General features: G+C 48.2%; 18 protein-coding genes. 9 read left to right on the forward strand and 9 right to left on the reverse strand.

What is annotated here, in order from left to right:
• Nucleotides 1-115 precede the first annotated feature (115 nt).
• Both asd and gshB read left to right on the forward strand, forming a co-directional pair.
• Nucleotides 116-967, forward strand: a complete 852-nt coding sequence (gene asd / locus ACOJUN_RS05780) for an archaetidylserine decarboxylase (protein WP_422135716.1) — start codon at nucleotides 116-118, stop codon at nucleotides 965-967.
• Nucleotides 968-1,037: 70 nt separating this feature from the next.
• Nucleotides 1,038-1,988 (forward strand): glutathione synthase, encoded by a 951-nt coding sequence (gene gshB, locus ACOJUN_RS05785; RefSeq protein ID WP_422135717.1) that lies wholly within the window; start codon nucleotides 1,038-1,040, stop codon nucleotides 1,986-1,988.
• A gap of 58 nt (nucleotides 1,989-2,046) precedes the next feature.
• Here gshB and ACOJUN_RS05790 read toward each other — a convergent pair whose 3' ends face one another.
• From ACOJUN_RS05790 to ACOJUN_RS05815, 6 genes are all read right to left on the reverse strand, one after another.
• The gene (locus ACOJUN_RS05790) at nucleotides 2,047-3,522 is read right to left on the reverse strand and encodes a hypothetical protein (protein WP_422135718.1); all 1,476 of its coding nucleotides are present in this window, start codon (nucleotides 3,520-3,522) and stop codon (nucleotides 2,047-2,049) included.
• 170 nt (nucleotides 3,523-3,692) lie between these two features.
• The gene (locus tag ACOJUN_RS05795) at nucleotides 3,693-5,120 is read right to left on the reverse strand and encodes a C2H2-type zinc finger protein (protein ID WP_422135719.1); all 1,428 of its coding nucleotides are present in this window, start codon (nucleotides 5,118-5,120) and stop codon (nucleotides 3,693-3,695) included.
• 216 nt (nucleotides 5,121-5,336) lie between these two features.
• Nucleotides 5,337-6,041: a hypothetical protein gene (locus tag ACOJUN_RS05800; RefSeq protein WP_422135720.1), complete on the reverse strand. Its 705-nt coding sequence runs from the start codon at nucleotides 6,039-6,041 to the stop codon at nucleotides 5,337-5,339.
• A gap of 145 nt (nucleotides 6,042-6,186) precedes the next feature.
• On the reverse strand, nucleotides 6,187-6,516 hold the full coding sequence (locus ACOJUN_RS05805; RefSeq protein ID WP_422135721.1) for a type II toxin-antitoxin system PemK/MazF family toxin: 330 nt from the start codon (nucleotides 6,514-6,516) through the stop codon (nucleotides 6,187-6,189).
• Nucleotides 6,516-6,770, reverse strand: coding sequence for an AbrB/MazE/SpoVT family DNA-binding domain-containing protein (locus ACOJUN_RS05810; protein ID WP_422135722.1), 255 nt, complete (start codon nucleotides 6,768-6,770; stop codon nucleotides 6,516-6,518). Before ACOJUN_RS05810 ends, ACOJUN_RS05805 begins: the two co-directional genes overlap by 1 nt.
• Nucleotides 6,771-6,929: 159 nt before the next feature.
• Nucleotides 6,930-8,318 carry an AAA family ATPase gene (locus ACOJUN_RS05815; protein WP_422137044.1) on the reverse strand — a complete coding sequence of 463 codons (1,389 nt, stop codon included), beginning with the start codon at nucleotides 8,316-8,318 and terminating at the stop codon, nucleotides 6,930-6,932.
• A 223-nt stretch (nucleotides 8,319-8,541) separates the two neighbouring features.
• Here ACOJUN_RS05815 and ACOJUN_RS05820 point away from each other — a divergent pair, with 223 nt between their 5' ends.
• The 4 genes from ACOJUN_RS05820 to ACOJUN_RS05835 are packed head-to-tail and all read left to right on the forward strand — an operon-like array spanning nucleotide 8,542 to nucleotide 11,371.
• Nucleotides 8,542-9,408 carry an energy transducer TonB gene (locus ACOJUN_RS05820; protein WP_422135723.1) on the forward strand — a complete coding sequence of 289 codons (867 nt, stop codon included), beginning with the start codon at nucleotides 8,542-8,544 and terminating at the stop codon, nucleotides 9,406-9,408.
• Nucleotides 9,409-9,428: 20 nt separating this feature from the next.
• The gene (locus ACOJUN_RS05825; protein ID WP_422135724.1) at nucleotides 9,429-10,049 is read left to right on the forward strand and encodes a YqgE/AlgH family protein; all 621 of its coding nucleotides are present in this window, start codon (nucleotides 9,429-9,431) and stop codon (nucleotides 10,047-10,049) included.
• A 43-nt stretch (nucleotides 10,050-10,092) separates the two neighbouring features.
• On the forward strand, nucleotides 10,093-10,533 hold the full coding sequence (gene ruvX, locus ACOJUN_RS05830) for a Holliday junction resolvase RuvX (protein WP_422135725.1): 441 nt from the start codon (nucleotides 10,093-10,095) through the stop codon (nucleotides 10,531-10,533).
• Nucleotides 10,511-11,371, forward strand: coding sequence for a hypothetical protein (locus ACOJUN_RS05835; RefSeq protein WP_422135726.1), 861 nt, complete (start codon nucleotides 10,511-10,513; stop codon nucleotides 11,369-11,371). The genes ruvX and ACOJUN_RS05835 overlap by 23 nt, the downstream gene beginning before the upstream one ends.
• Nucleotides 11,372-11,391: 20 nt before the next feature.
• Here the strand turns inward: ACOJUN_RS05835 and ACOJUN_RS05840 are convergent, their stop codons facing one another.
• Both ACOJUN_RS05840 and ACOJUN_RS05845 read right to left on the reverse strand, forming a co-directional pair.
• Entirely contained in the window at nucleotides 11,392-12,519 is a 1,128-nt protein-coding gene (locus ACOJUN_RS05840) for a PilT/PilU family type 4a pilus ATPase (protein ID WP_422135727.1), read from the reverse strand.
• Nucleotides 12,520-12,521: 2 nt separating this feature from the next.
• A complete protein-coding gene (locus ACOJUN_RS05845) occupies nucleotides 12,522-13,556 on the reverse strand; it encodes a type IV pilus twitching motility protein PilT (protein ID WP_422135728.1) in 1,035 nt (344 codons plus the stop codon).
• A gap of 105 nt (nucleotides 13,557-13,661) precedes the next feature.
• Between ACOJUN_RS05845 and ACOJUN_RS05850 the strand changes: the two genes are divergently transcribed.
• From ACOJUN_RS05850 to ACOJUN_RS05860, 3 genes are all read left to right on the forward strand, one after another.
• Nucleotides 13,662-14,378: a YggS family pyridoxal phosphate-dependent enzyme gene (locus ACOJUN_RS05850; RefSeq protein ID WP_422135729.1), complete on the forward strand. Its 717-nt coding sequence runs from the start codon at nucleotides 13,662-13,664 to the stop codon at nucleotides 14,376-14,378.
• Nucleotides 14,368-15,192, forward strand: a complete 825-nt coding sequence (proC, locus tag ACOJUN_RS05855; protein WP_422135730.1) for a pyrroline-5-carboxylate reductase — start codon at nucleotides 14,368-14,370, stop codon at nucleotides 15,190-15,192. The genes ACOJUN_RS05850 and proC overlap by 11 nt, the downstream gene beginning before the upstream one ends.
• A 134-nt stretch (nucleotides 15,193-15,326) precedes the next feature.
• Nucleotides 15,327-15,878 carry a YggT family protein gene (locus tag ACOJUN_RS05860; RefSeq protein ID WP_422135731.1) on the forward strand — a complete coding sequence of 184 codons (552 nt, stop codon included), beginning with the start codon at nucleotides 15,327-15,329 and terminating at the stop codon, nucleotides 15,876-15,878.
• 69 nt (nucleotides 15,879-15,947) lie between these two features.
• On the opposite strand, the gene ACOJUN_RS05865 is transcribed toward ACOJUN_RS05860, so the two are convergent.
• Entirely contained in the window at nucleotides 15,948-17,081 is a 1,134-nt protein-coding gene (locus ACOJUN_RS05865) for an RNA-guided endonuclease InsQ/TnpB family protein (RefSeq protein WP_422135732.1), read from the reverse strand.
• Between the last annotated feature and the right edge of the window lie 147 nt (nucleotides 17,082-17,228).

The raw sequence follows: 17,228 nt of genomic DNA on the forward strand, positions 1-17,228 counted from the left end.
TAATGGCACTGTTTAATCTTAAGCAGTGCCGTTTCTGTCTACTCAGCGTCTACTTGTGAGCCCCTGCTCTCACCATTACAATCCAATACTCTTAAAAACAGGATGAGTCCTGACTGTGAAAGAACAATTTTTTGCCTTTATCCAATATTTTCTGCCGCACCACCTTATTTCACGGGCGGTATACTGCTTTGTTGAGAGCACCTGCCCCAGGTTCAAGAATGCGCTGATCCGCCGCATCATCAAACAATATGATGTTGATATGAGCGAGGCTGATCGCGAAACCCCTGAAGAATACCTTCACTTTAACGATTTCTTCACCCGTTCCCTGAAACCGGGGTTGCGTCCCCTGCCTGAAGACGAAAGTCTGATCGTCAGCCCCGCTGACGGCGAAGTCAGCCAGCTCGGCGACATCGAAAATGGCAGGATTTTCCAGGCCAAAGGGCACGACTATAGCCTGATTGAACTGCTGGGCGGGGACAGTGATCTGGGCCAGGAATTCATGGGTGGAAAGTTCGCCACGATCTACCTTTCTCCCCGTGATTACCACCGTGTTCATTCACCTTTCGGTGGCACTCTGCGAAAAATGATCCACGTTCCGGGTCGTTTGTTTTCGGTGAATCAGGGCACTGTTGAAAACATTCCAAACCTGTTTGCCCGAAATGAACGTGTCGTGGCTATTTTTGATACTGAGCGCGGACCGATGGCTGTTATCATGGTCGGTGCCATGATTGTTGCCAGTATTGAAACCGTCTGGGCCGGACTGGTGACCCCCATCAGAAAAAAAGTTCGTACCTTTGAGTACGGCGAAGACTCGGCAGAACAGGTCTCCTTGAAACGGGGTGATGAGATGGGCCGATTCAAGATGGGCTCTACTGCCATTGTGCTCTTTGGCAAAGATCAGGTTGACTGGCTTGAATCCTTCGAAGCCGGATCGAAGATCAGGATGGGAGAGGCTCTGGGAGCCTGACCGCACCTGCAAAATAGATGAAGGACTCAATTAAGGATACACTGCGGTTTTTGATCGCCCCGGACTTGCAATGACTATAAAACTCGGCGTCGTGATGGACCCTATTAAGTCCATCGAATACAAAAAGGACAGTACTCTGGCGATGCTGGTCGCAGCACAAAAAAAAGGCTGGGAGCTGTTCTATATGCAGCAGGAAGACCTGTATCAGTCAGAGGGTGTCGCCTATGGCAGTATGCGCTCCTTGCAGGCCCGCTACAATCCGGATGACTTTTATTCTCTGGGAGATCGGGAAGAGCAGCCGCTGAGCACTCTGAACGTGATTCTGATGCGTAAAGATCCTCCTTTTGACATGGAGTTTATTTACAGCACCTATCTGCTTGAACAGGCTGAGGCCGCTGGCACACTGGTGGTCAACAAACCCCAGAGTATTCGTGACTGCAACGAAAAAATGTTTGCCACCCTGTTCCCCCAGTGTACACCCCCGGTCATGGTGGCCCGCAGTGCACGACACCTGAAAGCTTTTGCCGAAAAACACGGCGATGTGGTTCTCAAACCGCTGGATGGTATGGGAGGGTCGTCTATTTTCAGAACTCACCCGAATGATCAGAACTTCAGTGTGATTGTTGAAACCCTGACCCAACATGGGCAACAACAGTCCATGATCCAAAAATACATTCCCGAGATCAAGGCAGGCGACAAACGCATTCTATTGATCGACGGCGAACCGGTACCTTACGCTCTGGCACGTATCCCGGCTGAAGGTGAACTGCGTGGCAACCTTGCCGCGGGCGGCAGTGGTGTGGGCCAGAAGCTGACCGAAAAAGATTACTGGATCGCAGAGCAGGTGGCGCCAGTATTGAAAGAGAAAGGTCTGCTGTTCGTGGGGTTGGATGTTATCGGAGAATATCTGACCGAAATCAATGTCACTTCACCCACCTGTATACGACAGCTGGACGACCAGTTTGGTATTAGCATTGGTGACAGGTTGATGGACAAGATTGAGGAAAAGCTGGTCCAGTGATTAAACGAGAGGGTCGCAAACCCCGTTCCCACGGCTGGCCACCCTCTCCCACCACTCGTTACCTGCTGTGATCTCTTCTTACATGATCCCAAAGAGTTCTCCCGCTTAGCTTCTCGCACTCAGAGCAGGTTCGCTCTCCAGCGTGATCTTCTCTATGAGCCACCAGGACCACGACATTCCTGAAGAGCCGCCCGCATAACTGCCGCTGGCCATCTTCGTCGATTCTGGTCACACGACAGATTAGTCGCCCGCATGTTCTTGTTATGGCAGCGAAAGAGGCCCTCTGTGAGGAACTGGCCCGACCTTCTGTTTCAAAACGGTATGGTGGCAGGAGTCGACAAATGCCATAACAGGGATAGACGGGACAGTTAGAACCCAAAGTATGCAAATTATGCTGCGTAGTGCCAACGAAAAAGATCGCTGGGGCAATGGGACGAGCTACTTCTTCAGCCACCCTTCTCCGATGGTATGGTGGCAGGCGTCGACAAATTCCGCCATTACAGGAATCGACGAAACAGGCAGGCCCCAAATTGTGCCTATTATGCTGGGTAGTGTTAACGGAAGAGTCCGTTTGTGAGGAGCTGACAGTCGTGAGCTCGTTGTAGTCCCTTTGTACCTCTGAGCATGATCTGAAATCCGGTAATTGCGCTAATGAAGACAGGTTCCCTCTGCAAAGTGGGCAGGAACATTGTGAAGTGCTCAGAATTACCTTTTGTAAACAGTGTTTGTCAATTTTCTGCGAACAACAGGGAGTTGCAATCACATCAGTAAGCTTGTCCAGGCATACGGGACAATTCTCAACGGCTTGCGCCATCTCTCCGCCAGAGGGTGGTGGCCGGAATCGACAAACGCCATTACAGGAATCGACGTAACAATCTAAACCATAAGTATGTTGGGGTTGTTCAGGGTCTTCTTTACCGTCGCGACGTCGAGACAGGCGCTTGGCGAAAAAGCGTCTAAGGCGGGTGATTTTTCCTGAGGCCTGCTGACCGGAGGATGCTGACGCCTGGCTTTGTTGGCCATTTTCTTTTTGACTCTTTCCGGGAAGTACCATAGTCGTGATTGCAAACGGATAATCCTCTTGTGTCGAAATAGATGCCGCCTCCGGTTCATCTGCCGGGTTGAACAGTAATGATTCAGGGTTCCAATAGCTTTTTAAAAGCATGCCGACGGTGATGAGTGCTTCTTCAGGTAGCCGCGAATCAGGTTTGGAGCCCGGTGGGGCTTCATGGGTGATCAGAGCCAGTCCGTAGGCAACCAGCAGTTGAGTGGCGTATAGCAACTGCCAGGAAATCGTCTCAATACAGGTTGTTGCTAACCCGTAACCGTTAAGTTCACCTGATGTGGCATCAGCCAGTAAACTCGGGTCTGTGTAGCTGTTTGTGTCGTCAATGTCTAACGAGCTGTCCAATAACGTATTCAGGTTGGGCTTTATAGAAAAGACCTGGTCTGTAACCTGATCCTGTGCAAGCTCGACAACAAAACGTCTTGTCAACTCCTCGGCCCCGCAAACGACGGACAACGGGAGCAGCAAAAGAAGCACCTTAGGAAGTGTTTTTTTCACCATTACGTCCCTACACTTTTTATTTCTGTACGCGCAAAGTAGACCAGCAACAGAATAAGTGCATATTTCTGTCAAAAAGCAAAGGTTGCAACAGGTAAATATTCGTATGGCCGCATCTGGCCGCCCTCTCTGACCAATGGTTACCTGCTGTGTTTTCTTCTTTTGTGGGCCAACAGGGCTTGAAGGTCTGGCAGGATCTTCTGGCACTCAGGGCAGGTTTGCTCTCCGGTGTGATCTCTTCTCCTGTGCTCCCTCAGGGCTTGAGCGTTTAGCAGGATCTTCTGGCACTCAGGGCAGGTTTGCTCTTCGGTGTGATCTCTTCTCCTGTGCTCCCTCAGAGCTTGAGCACTTGGCAGGGTCATCTGGCACTCGGGGCAGGTTCGCACTTGGGTGTGATCTAGTCTTGCGTGAGCCAACAGGGCTGAGGCATTCATGAAGACCGCCCTGCATGGCCGCACCATGCCATCTTCGTTGATTGTGGCCAAGCCACAGGTCAGGTGCCCCCCTGCTATTGATGTGGCAGCGAAATAAGCCGCCTGTGTGGAAATGGTAAAAGGGGGCTGGGGCTCGTTATAAGAACCTGGTAAGTCCTGCTGTACCTCTTCGCTTTCTGCAAAATCCACTAATTGTGCTGTAGAACTCATGTCTGCTCTGCAAAATGGGCAGGCTTTTATTAATGATCGCCGAGTGGTCTGAAATATCCTTCGCAAACAGTGTTTGTCAATTTTCTTCAAACAACAGGAAACAACATACAAATCAGTGAACTTTTGAAGGCATATAGGGCACTCATCATCGCCTGATTCAGCCAGCTCACTGCCATCGGATGGCGGTCGTAACTGACAAACACCATGACAGGAACCAGCGTAACAATCTAAACCGTAAGTATGTTGGTGTTGTTGTTCAGGGTCTCCGTTACCGTCGCCAGAGCCGAAATCCAGAGGGCTGATGAAAGAAGCTCCAGGTTGGTTAGTTGTTCCTGAGGCCTGCTGACCGGATGATGCTGATGGCTGGTTTGCCGGGTCATTTTTTTGTTCACACTGCCCGGGCAGCACCATGGTGGTGATCGCAAACGGATGATCTCTCTGTGTCGAAATAGAAATTGCCTCCGGTTGATCTGTTGGCTTGAACAACAATGAATCAGGGTCCCAAAAACTTTTCAAAAGCCAGCCAACGGTGATAAGTGCTTCTTCAGCTAGCCACGAATAAGGTTTGGAGCCCAGGTGAGCTTCATGGATGGTGAGAGCCAGTCCGCAGGCGACCAGCAGTTGAGTGGCGTAAAACAATTGCCATGAAATTGACTCGGTAAAGGTGGCTGCTAACCCGTAACCGTTAAGCCCACCAGGTGTGAAATCAGCCAGTAAACCCGAGTCTGTGAGGCCGTTTGTGTCATCAATACCTGATGAGCTGCCTGACAATGAATTCAGGTTAGGCTTAATAGAAAAAAAACGATCTGTATCCTGATCCTCTGCAAGCTCGACAACAAAATGACTTACCAGCTCCTCGGCCCCGCAAACGACGGACATCGGGAGCAGCAAAAGAAGCACCGCAGGAAGTATTTTTTTCAACATTTTGTCCATACACTTTTTATTTCTGTTCACGCAAAGTAGACCAATAACAGGATAAGTGCATATTTCTGTCAAAAACCAAAGGTTGCAACGGGTAAAATTCACCGGGAAGAAGGTTTCTCGTTCTCATGCTCCAGCGTGGAAACGAGTTAAAAAAAGGAGGGGGATTTTTTTACCCCCCTGTTCATCGAAAATCATTTCAATCTAAATCAGTCCAATTCATTTGATCCTGACATAAATTTTTCGATTCAATATTTCTTCGATTTTAAGAAGCCTGGATTCCATTTTGTTGTAATACAACCAGGCCTCGTTTCCTAAAAGGCGCATAAGGTTTTCTTCCAGCCACAAGACATTGGATTTAATTTCCTTAAACAATTGAAGAAGCAAAGACGAATCACCATGTTTTTTAAAAAGAGATTTTGCCAGGGTAAAACGAGTTTCATTATCAACCTCTATAATACCAAATTTTTTATTAAACTGAGTTGCGGCTTTAAATCCGTCTTCGATAATCTTTTTATCGTCGTCAGATTTATTATAAATATCTTTAGTTCGATCAATAGCAGTATCTATAGCCTTATTCAGAATATCATTTTCAAGTTTACTCTTCATCTGGTGCGCACGAGTTCCAAAAACTTTCATCTTATTTTCATCAAACCTTTTAAATGCGTCAAAAACTGCACCAATAATACGGCTAAAAATATTTTTCCTGCCTGTTTCAGCGGTGACATCGACATCAACAAATCTATATGTATGATTACTGGGGCGGACAGAAACATGGTAATTTCTATTTGCTTGCTCCGAGTAAAATATTGCTTTTTTCTCACCACCTTCGAACCCACTAATTCCATCAATGAGTGTTCGGTCGATCATCATATTATCCAATCTATGAATATAAGTGGCAGCTGAATATCCTTGAGTATTCATATCAATTACCTCCGTGGAAGTTAATCAAGATACCTATCACTTTGGATAAGCAATAAATATGTTTTAAAAAGATATAGAAAAGTCATCCTGACTATAATGACAACTCTGTTGGCAAGACTAACAATCGATAGTGATTAATAAATTTTCAGGAGATAATTAACTTGGCTATCTTGTCTACTTGATCGATGATTGATTCCGGCGATTTCTCTACAAAACGAGCAGCCCGGCACTCAAAGTCCATGGATTTCATCTGGTGAACCAGAATAGACCCGTGGGTCGTCATTGTTTTGGTTAACAGCACTTCCAGTTTGACGCCTCGAATGGTACTGGTAATAGGAGCGATGATAGCGAGGCCCGTATGTTGGTTAAGAAGTCTCCGGGAAAGCACAAAACCAGGGCGGGTTTTCATGATTTCCTTGCCAATACTGGGTTCAAAATTGATGAGTATAATATCGCCCCGATCCGGTATGTACATCAAATTTCCTTACCAGCAGGCAGCATGTCCAGCCACTCTTTGTCCTCGTCTGTTATGACCAGACGTTCAGCCGGACTTCCTTCAAGCAGAGCTTCAAGAGTTAACTCTTCTTCGACGGGGGACAAGACAATCTTGTTGTCCTCAATGGACAGATTCAGCCTTGACCCTACTTTTATCCCCAAGGTTTTCAGTACGGCTTTGGGTATACTGACGATACTTGCTCCACCGGACTTCCTGACAGCTATAAGTGACATGGTACTTTCCCCCTAATATTTTACCCAAGTATAACCATGATAGGGTTTTAAACAAGTAACAGTAACTGTAAGCATGCCTGACCTTTCCACTATGGGCAATATAACCTCTGGTGCAAGCAAAGCAAGAAATTCAGATCTCATAAAACCAAGCCCCTGAATTCAATACATCTGATAATAAATGTCATCTTGCAATGCATTGGCATCCTCTATTTTTTGATCAAAAACATCGGTATCAATACCCTCTTCAGTGACCTCCAACTGATGAACTTTATGATCAGAGTGTACTGTGTACGCCTTAACCTGTTCTGGCCGTAATATATCTTCTTTGATCATCTTATGTTCTTTCATGAGGTGGGATCGCCCTTTGAAATCAACATTAAGCATGATTCTGTTATTTATTTCACGCACCAGAAAATCGCTATGGGTAGTCATAACAACTTTAATACCAGCATTAACTAACCTTGCCAGCAACTTGGCCATTTGCCTTTGCTTATCTGGATGAAGATTTAACTCTGGCTCGTCAATAATCAGAACACTGTTTTTTTCAGCTATAGAATTGATATACAGATCCAACAAAAACAGTGACTTAATCGAAGAAGAAGCCAGATAGATGGGTAGAACTGTTTTATCCCTGTTTCGCTCTTTAACAGGTTGATAAAGAACCTGGTCATTTACAGTTTTAAAACCGCCACCAATAATCTCTCTTAACGCATCAAAAACAGGCTTGTATTTACCTGCTTTATCTTCTTTAAGGAAACTTTTTTTCTTCGCAATATTATCAGCATCACGAATAATATCGATATTATCTTTAATAGGTTCTGCATATCTGGAACGCATACTATTCAACAACCTGAATGGGTTAATCCCCTTTTTGCTGCTATCGGACAAATGCTCAACCAGAATATTCTTACTAAGATCCAGCTCTTTATAGAAAAGAGAAATACCAGTCCTTTCAGAAGTCAGTACAAAAGGTGTCAATATGCAAGCACCAAGAAGCGTCCTGGCCAGCTCCCGCTCTACAATATCAATAATGGCAGGCTCAGGTAGATCTGAATCAGTATCCTGAAGCGTGACAATAAGAGTATTATCCCCTGCCTCTTTAGAGACAAGTAGCACATCCTTTCTACCCAATCTCACTACTCGATGGATATTTTCACTCAAATCCAGCGTATAGTTTTCAAGCTTCAGACCCACCCTGGCTTTCGACATCAGGTCGGAATCCGTGTTGAAGTACTTCCCAAGATTGTGGCTAAAACGATCAGACATGTTCTTGAGAATCTGATCGAGCTTTCCCGCATAGTCTGTCAACGAGAGCTTTGCAGTTCCGTGCTCCTTCAAATTCTTAAAAATCTCAGGTTCAAGATTAAACGAGGCTATAAAAGGGTAATCTTTCAACAAGCCATACATAGCGTAGTTGAGCCAGGTTTTGCCGACATTATTTGGACCACAGATCAGAGTCATATCTCCCAACTCTATTGATCCCTGATCCACATACCCCAGATTTTTAAATGTAAATTTGATAATGATGGGTGTACCGAACTTTCTCAGACCTCAATAATACACAATTTTCGTTACCATACGGCAAGTAAGTAGGCCTGACACCTATAGCCATTGGAAATATGTCCCCAAACCCCGCAAGCAGTACTTGCGTACCCTATGCTCATTGATGACAATGCTTATGTAGCTGGTGAGGTATTGTGATAACCTTCCAGGCCCCAGGGAGATCAACTATAAGATTCAGGATGCACTACCCAAGAGGCCCACTCCGTCAATGACGACCGTTTCTTCTGCCGACCGCCTAGGCTTTACCGTTTTTATGGCAGCCGCTATTCATGCCGTGATTGTGCTCGGTCTGTCTTTTGGACTTGAAGACAAAGCTCCACCTCCGAAAACGCTTGAAGTCACCCTTGCGACCTACAAGAGCCAGAAAAAGCCGGAAGATGCCGACTTCCTGGCCCAGCTGAATCAGCAGGGCAGTGGCACACTTGAAAAAAAAGCCACACCCACTACCGACCGAAAAGCCGACATACAGGACAACAAAATCAACGAGGTTGAGCTTCAGCCACAGGAAGCTGCTGCACCTGAAACGCAAGCAAAGAAAACATCTCAGGTCGTTACTCGGGCTGAGAGTGAAAAAAAAGTTCAGGACACTGACGTTATTGACCAGCCCACAGATGAACAACCCAAAAAGGCTGAGCCCAGCAAACAGATCGATCTGCGTCAGGAGATTGCCAGCCTCGAAGCTCAACTCAGTGACCAGCGCCAGGCCTACGCCAGGCGCCCTAATGTGAAAAGACTGTACTCAGCCTCCACCATGCTTGAGCCCGGTGCCGCTTACAAAAATGCCTGGAAACAGAAGGTCGAACGTATCGGTAACCTGAACTACCCTGCCAAAGCCCGCCAACAACAACTGTACGGCGAGCTCCGTCTGATGGTGGCAATCAATCGTGATGGCACTCTGTCCAGTGTCGAAATCTTAAAATCTTCGGGTTACAGCGTTTTAGATGATGCGGCTCTCCGAATTGTCAGGTTAGCTTCTCCCTACGCACCCTTCACTGACGATTTACGGGATTACGACATTGTCGAGATCATTCGTACCTGGCGCTTTGAAAAAGGTGACAGACTATTTAGCCAGTAACGTTTTTGAGCGAATATTCATTGAGCACTTTATTTGCCATCGGGACCGTTTGCCCTGATACTCCCACCATGAGCAGTGAAACCTTTCAAAGCCTCAAAAACCACTTCCTGATTGCTATGCCTCGCATGGCAGATACTTCTTTTGCGGGTACTCTGACTCTGGTTTGTGAACACAATCCCTCTGGCGCATTGGGAATCATCGTTAATCGCCCGACCGATCTGACGCTGGGTGAAGTGTTCAGTCAGGTAGGCATCAGCGATGCTGACGAATGCTTCCTCAGTCCCGACACCATTTATGCCGGCGGCCCGGTGGCGATTGAAAGGGGCTTTGTTCTCCACTCTGGCAGCGATCGATGGGATTCCAGTCTTGAAATCAGTCATGGGCTTGCGCTAACCACTTCCAGAGACATTCTGTTCGCCATGGCCCGGGATGAAGGCCCTGATGCTTCACTGGTGGCCCTGGGCTATGCCGGCTGGGGTGGCGGTCAACTTGAAAAAGAGTTGTCTGATAATGCCTGGCTCACCTGCAAGGCCAATCAACAGATTATTTTCGAAACGCCTTTCCAGCGACGTCTGGATGCTGCCGCCAACTCATTGGGCGTCGATCTTCGACTGCTCTCTGATCAGGTTGGCCACTCATAGCCCCCCTCAGCAAAAGGCTCACTCTGGCAACGTTAAAGAAAACATGACTGAAAAAAAACTGAATACCCTGATGGGCTTTGACTTTGGTACACGTAATATTGGTGTGGCTGTCGGTCAGGCTGTGACTCGAACGGCGACAGCATTACCTTCTATCAAAGCAAAAGATGGTATTCCAAACTGGACCGATGTTGCTGCGCTGATTGAAGAATGGCAGCCGGATGCCGTTGTGGTGGGTATCCCTCTGAATATGGACGGCACCGAGTCCCCGATGTCGATGCGAGCCAGAAAGTTCGGCAAACGTCTCCATGGTCGTTACAACCTGCCTTTCTTCGAAGCGGATGAGCGTCTAAGCTCTTTTGAAGCCAAAGACTGGGCAAACAAACTGGGCCACAGTGGGCACTATGGCTCTAGTCCCGTCGATGGTATGGCAGCACAAATCATACTGGAAGGCTGGATGAACGATGAGAACAACCCGGTACTCTAGCTACGCTCTTTCAACTCTGTTTATTCTGTTTCTGACTACCCTGTGCCTGAAATCCCAGGCCGGTGAGAGGGAAATTATTCACCCTCTCTGCTTTGAACCTTTCGCCAATCTGGAAGCAGGCAGCCAGTCGTCAGGCAAGAAGACCATCGACCTGAATGACTGCATGAACAAATACCTCAGTTACCCTTTCAAGCAGCCTACCCCATGGCAGGCTGTTTTTGAAAAAAATGATCAACCCGAATACAACAGTGAAACCGGTTTACCCACTTATTCCAGCTATACATTGATTGGGCAGATGGAAAACCAGCAGGTGTTGATGAGTTATTCTGTCAGTTACGGAGGCAGCGGCACATTTAGCCATGCTTTTCTGGTTGAGGGTATCTCACTGCAAAAGCAGGTCCCCAATAACACGACACTGACCCAGACTTTGCTCGTTGAAGGCGGTGATCGCTGCTTCGGAAGTATTGAACACCTGTCTATTATTTCGCCTCAGAAATTTGAGATCCGGCGCAAAGTAACACCCAGTGCGCTCGTTGGTTACGGGATGAAGGCAGACTACGCACAGCGAATGACGAAAGGCCTGCCAGATTGTGCGCTATGTTGCATAGGCAGTTTAGTGGAGCAGGTGGATATGAAAGGCAACAGAGAGCTGGTGAACGTCATTCTGCTGCCAAGAGAATTGCGTGAAACGGCGACAAAGCAGGAACGCTGCCTGAACCGTCTCACCAAAGCAGACATCCATACCGATATTTTCACCAAAGAGGATTTTGTAACCCTTCAACAGAATTACATTAAAGAGTGCCCGGACTACGATACTCCCTCCCTCAAGGGGCTCTGATACCGGGCTTCAATCGGGCTCTAATAGATCTCCTCATGCTGCAAACTAAGCTTGTCTGCCATTTTGGTCAGATGCTCCCCATCAGCCTCTGGCCCCAGCTTGATCATGAGACGCAGATCGTTGGGTGAATCCGCATGCGCCAGAGCTTCTTCGTAGGTGATTTCTCGATTGTTATAAAGCTCAAACAACGCCTGATCAAAGGTTTGCATACCCAGCTCGCGGGACTTCTTCATAATACTCTTGAGTTCATGAACATTGCCGTGAAGGATAGTATCCTGAATCAAGGGTGTATTGAGAAGGACTTCAACGGCTGCCCGGCGATCTTTGCCATCCCGGGTTCTCACCAGCTGCTGGGCAACCAGGCCTTTCAGGTTCAGGGATAAATCCATCCATATCTGACTATGACGATCCGCCGGGAAGAAATGGATAATCCTTTCCAGTGCCTGATTAGCATTATTTGCGTGCAGTGTCGCCAGACAGAGATGCCCTGTCTCTGCGAATGCCAGGGCATATTCCATAGTTTCACGGGTCCTTATTTCACCAATCATGATGACATCCGGTGCCTGTCGCAGGGTGTTTTTCAGAGCCACGGCATACGACTCTGTATCAATGCCTACTTCACGCTGGGTGACAATGGATTTGCGATGCTGATGGATAAATTCGATCGGGTCTTCAATACTGATGATGTGCCCGCAGGCATGTTCATTCCGATGCCCGAGCATCGCCGCAAGGGAAGTCGATTTACCAACACCGGTCGCCCCAACAAAAAGCACAAGGCCTCTTCTGGTCATGGAAAGGTCTTTAATCACCTTCGGCAACTTCAGCTGATCCAGTGTCGGGATCTCGGTCTCAATCCTTCTCAATACCATGCCAGCCAGATTTCGCTGGTAGAAAGCACTGACACGAAAGCGACCTATTCCAGAGGCTGATATTGCAAAGTTGCATTCATGCTCGCGATTAAATTCGGCTTTTTGATCCTCATCCATCACACCGTAGACCATGTCCCGGGTCATGGCAGGTGCCAGAGGTTCCCTGGTGACAGGAACAATCCTGCCATTGAGTTTAAAACTGGGTGGAAAGCCAGCCGTGATAAATAAGTCAGAGGCCTTCTTTTCGGCCATCACTTTTAGTAAACGATTGATATCCATGGTTAAAAGTTTTCCGGGTCCCGGGCTTTTTCCTGAGCCACATCTTTGGCAATCAAGCCTTTTCTCACCAGCTCGTGGAGACACTGGTCAAGTGTCTGCATACCCAGGGCACCTCCGGTCTGGATGGAAGAGTACATCTGGGCAATCTTGTCTTCGCGAATCAGGTTACGAATAGCAGGAGTACCGATCATAATCTCGTGGGCTGCCACACGTCCGCCGCCGTTTTTCTTGAGCAGGGTCTGGGAGATAACTGCCTGCAGGGATTCTGAAAGCATGGAGCGCACCATGGCTTTTTCAGCTCCCGGGAATACGTCCACCACACGGTCTATCGTCTTGGCTGCGGAGGTGGTATGCAGAGTTCCAAAAACCAGGTGACCGGTTTCTGCAGCCGTCAGCGCAAGACGAATGGTTTCAAGATCGCGCATCTCACCCACCAGGATAATATCGGGGTCTTCACGAAGTGCCGAGCGCAGTGCGTCGCTGAAACTGTGGGTATCCCTGTGAACTTCCCGCTGGTTGACCAGACATTTTTTCGAGGTGTGAACAAATTCAATGGGGTCTTCGATGGTTAGTATATGCTCATACTTGTTGTCATTGATGTAATCCATCATGGCCGCCAGACTGGTACTCTTACCGGAACCTGTAGGGCCCGTCACCAGTACCAGCCCCCGGGGCTTCAGAGCAATATCCTTGAACACCTGACCCATGCCCAGTTCATCCATCGAAAGCACTTTACTGGGGATAGTACGAAATACAGCACCGGCTCCGCGGCTCTGGTTAAAGGCGTTGACACGAAAGCGGGCGACGCCGGGGACTTCAAACGAAAAGTCAGTTTCCAGCTTCTCTTCGTAGTCTTTTCGCTGCTTGTCGTTCATGACGTCATAGATCAGGCTGTGAACGTGCTTGTGATCCATGGGAGGCAGGTTAATCCGGCGAATATCCCCGTCTATACGAATCATGGGTGGCAGGCCGGCTGAGATGTGAAGATCCGAAGCGCCTTGCTTGTGACTGAAGGCCAGCAGTTCGGTTATGTCCATGAATTTCCCCCTGAAACCCGGACGCAGGTAAAATAGACCGGGACTCCTTCTTATGTTCAACCGAAATATCGGTTTCTACCTATTAACCAACTACTGTACAGGCTGATGACCTTATTAAAAAGTCAATTCGACCAGGTTTTTGAAAGAATTCACAAAGCTGAGCAAGCCAGCGGCCGGGAAAGTCAGGTAAAACTTCTGGCAGTCAGTAAAACCAAACCTGCCGGGATGATTGCCGAGGCCTGGCAGCTGGGTCAGAGGGATTTTGGCGAAAACTATTTGCAGGAGGCTGTGGATAAAATAACCCAACTCAGCGATCTGGAAGGGTTGGTCTGGCATTTTATCGGACCGATCCAATCGAACAAAACCCGCGATATTGCCAGTCACTTCCAATGGGTACACAGTGTCGATCGTTTTAAAATTGCCCAACGACTCAATGATCAGCGCCCGGAACAACTTCCGCCCCTGAATATCTGTCTTCAGGTCAATATCAGCGAAGAAGAAAGTAAATCCGGGGTCACTCTGACAGAACTTCCTGAACTGGCAGCAGCCATATCCCAACTCCCCAGGCTTCAGCTGCGCGGACTGATGGCAATACCCGCACCGGAAGAAGATGAAGTTAAACAGCGGGCTCCCTTTAAAAAGCTGGCAAATGCCCTTGAATCTCTTAACCGTGAGCACCATCTAACTATGGACACATTGTCCATGGGAATGACCAGTGACCTGGAGGCAGCCATTGCTGAAGGGGCAACCATGGTTCGCATTGGTACGGCTCTTTTCGGGGCCAGAAGTCAGAACCATCAAGGAGTCAGGAATGACCAATAAGACCATCGCATTCATCGGTGCTGGCAATATGGCCAGCAGCATCATGGGTGGATTGATTGAACACGGCTGGCCGAAAGAGAGAATATTCGCTTCCTGCCAAACGCAGGAAAGTGCCAGAAAATGTTCTGACCAACTCGGTATTCATACCTCTACCAGCAATCTGGAAGCAGCAGAAAAGGCTGAAATTGTGGTGCTTGCTGTTAAACCTCAGATGATGAGAGCGGTTCTGATTGAACTGGCCTCCGTGCTTCAGGCGCATAAGCCCTTCATTATTTCTGTAGCTGCCGGTATCCGCCTAGATAGTCTGGATGTCTGGACTGGCGGCGGCCTGCCCATTGTCCGCAGTATGCCCAATACGCCATCACTTCTGCATTTTGGTGCGACAGGCCTGTTCGCCAATCCCTGGGTAACGGATGAACTGAAAGCCATTGCCAATGAGATTTTTTCACCCATTGGCATTCTTCACTGGCTGGACAAAGAAGAACAGGTCGATACCATCACCGCCTTATCAGGTTCGGGTCCGGCTTACTTTTTCCTGATGATGGAAGCCATGGCAGAAGCCGGGGTCAGGCTGGGGCTGGATCATGAAACCGCTGAACGTTTTTCATTGCAAACCGCTCTGGGAGCTGCAAACATGGCCGTTCAGAGTGATGTTGATGCTGCCGAGCTTCGCAGAAGAGTCACCTCTCCCGGCGGAACCACTGAACGGGCTTTGAAAACCTTCCGACAGGAAGGCTTTGAAGCGGTGGTTTACAAGGCGGTTAAGGCTGCAAAAGAAAGGGGTGCGGAACTGGCAGAACAACTGGCTGACTAGGAGCCTCTATTTCCCGCAACCGGAAGTTTCATAGTAAACTGGTCAGGACACTGGGCTCAGCCACATAAGCCACCTTGCTTCCCCGGCTTGCTCACTTTTATTTAACCATGGCTGTTTAAACACGAAGGATTTTTATGTCAGCACTCTCCTCCAGCCTCGTCTTTCTGATACAGACCCTGGGAGGTCTGTATATCATGGCTGTACTGCTGCGCTTTCTGCTGCAACTGGTTAAAGCAGACTTTTATAACCCCATCTCCCAGGCCATTGTCAAAGTCACTTCACCGCTACTGAATCCTCTCAGGAAAGTAATTCCGGGAATGGGTGGTCTGGATCTGGCTGCTCTGGTCCTTGCCCTGATCTTGCAGATACTGCTGGTTTACGTACTCTTTATGGTTCAGGGTATTGCCGCTAATGCGATTCCTTTTCCCCAGGTGCTGATTGTCAGCCTTAAGGAGCTGGCAGGTGAAGTTTTGAACATTTATATGTTCAGCCTGATCGTCATCGCTATTGCCAGCTGGGTAGCACCCGGCAGTTACAACCCGGGCCTGATGCTGCTGCATCAACTGACCGAGCCTCTGAGCAGCAGGATCAGACGAGTAATTCCGCCTTTGGGAGGATTGGACTTTTCCCTGATGGTACTGGTTTTGATTATTATTACCCTGAAAAACTTCATTGCTGCTTTCTGACACTCCCCGCCCTATCGGGCGAGGGTTCTTAGATCGCTCCAAGAACCTTCCTGCTTCGTCACGCCTTCCCTAGATGGTTGCTTTCGCAGCCATCCCCGTTCCAGTCGCTCCACAGGCTAACCCCGCCAGCCCGGCGGTTTTGATATTCTTTGCTGCGTTAATGTCCCGGTCGTGATGAGTGCGGCACTCTGGACACTCCCATTCACGAATAGACAACGGCAAGCTTTCATGGACAAACCCACAGCCGGAGCAACGCTTGGAGCTTGGAAAGAACCGGTCAATCTGAACAACCTTTCTTTCTGCCCACTCCGCCTTGTATTGCAACTGTCGGACAAATTCTCCCCAGTTTGCATCGGCTATGTGCTTGGCCAGCTTTGGATTTTGAATCATACCCTTCACGTTCAGAGACTCTACGCAAACAACTTGGTTCTCGTCTATAAATTCGCGGGATGCCTTGTGAGTAGCATCCATCCGGCAATCGGCAATTTTTGCATGGATACGAGCAACCTTGAGCTTTGCTTTAGCTCTGTTGCTGCTGCCTTTCTGCTTTTTCGACAACTGACGCTGAAGGTAGGCGAGCTTTCGCTCGTAGCGTTTGGTGTGCCTTGGATTACCGGATTTTTCACCGTCTGAAGTGATGAACAGATCATTCAAACCTAAATCAATGCCCACTGTCTTATTTCTAATAGGCATTGCTTTAGCTTCAAATTCGCACAACATAGAAACAAAGTACCGGCCTGCCCGATCTTTGCTGATAGTGACACTGGAAGGCTCAGAAGACAGTTCTCTGCTCCAGCGAATGTTCAGAGGCTCTTTGCTTTTGGCTATAAACAGGTGGCCGTTTTTAACGCTGAAAGCAGCCTTTGTCAGCCGCATACTTTGTCTTGAATGTCTTTTTTTGAACTTAGGGTATTTCGCCCTGCCAGCCCAAAAGTTCTTGAAGGCTTCCTGCTGATCCCTGAGTGTTTGTTGTAGGATGACACTGGATACATCTGCCAGAAATGGGAACTCTGTCTTGAGCGACACAAGCCGCTTTTCTGCCTCGGAATGGGAGATAGATTGCCCGTCTTTGTAGTAGGCATCAGTGCGAAAACGGAGGGTGTTGTTATAGACAAAACGGGCGCAACCTAACGACTGGGCAAGAAGTATTTCCTGTTCCGGCGTTGGGTAGAATCGTTCTTTGTAGGCACGTTTAGTTTTCATGGCAGGAATATTACAGAAACGATAAGCGCCTGTAAATAATTAAGGATTCCGGTTCTGCAAGCCCTACACGGGCTTGTTGCTTATATCACCGCCCGATTGGGCGATGCTTTACGCAGGTTCAGGTAATAAAGTTTGAGACCCCCAAAC

Origin of the sequence: Endozoicomonas sp. ALD040, assembly GCF_049275945.1 — a bacterium.
Classification (GTDB): Bacteria; Pseudomonadota; Gammaproteobacteria; order Pseudomonadales; family Endozoicomonadaceae; genus Endozoicomonas_A.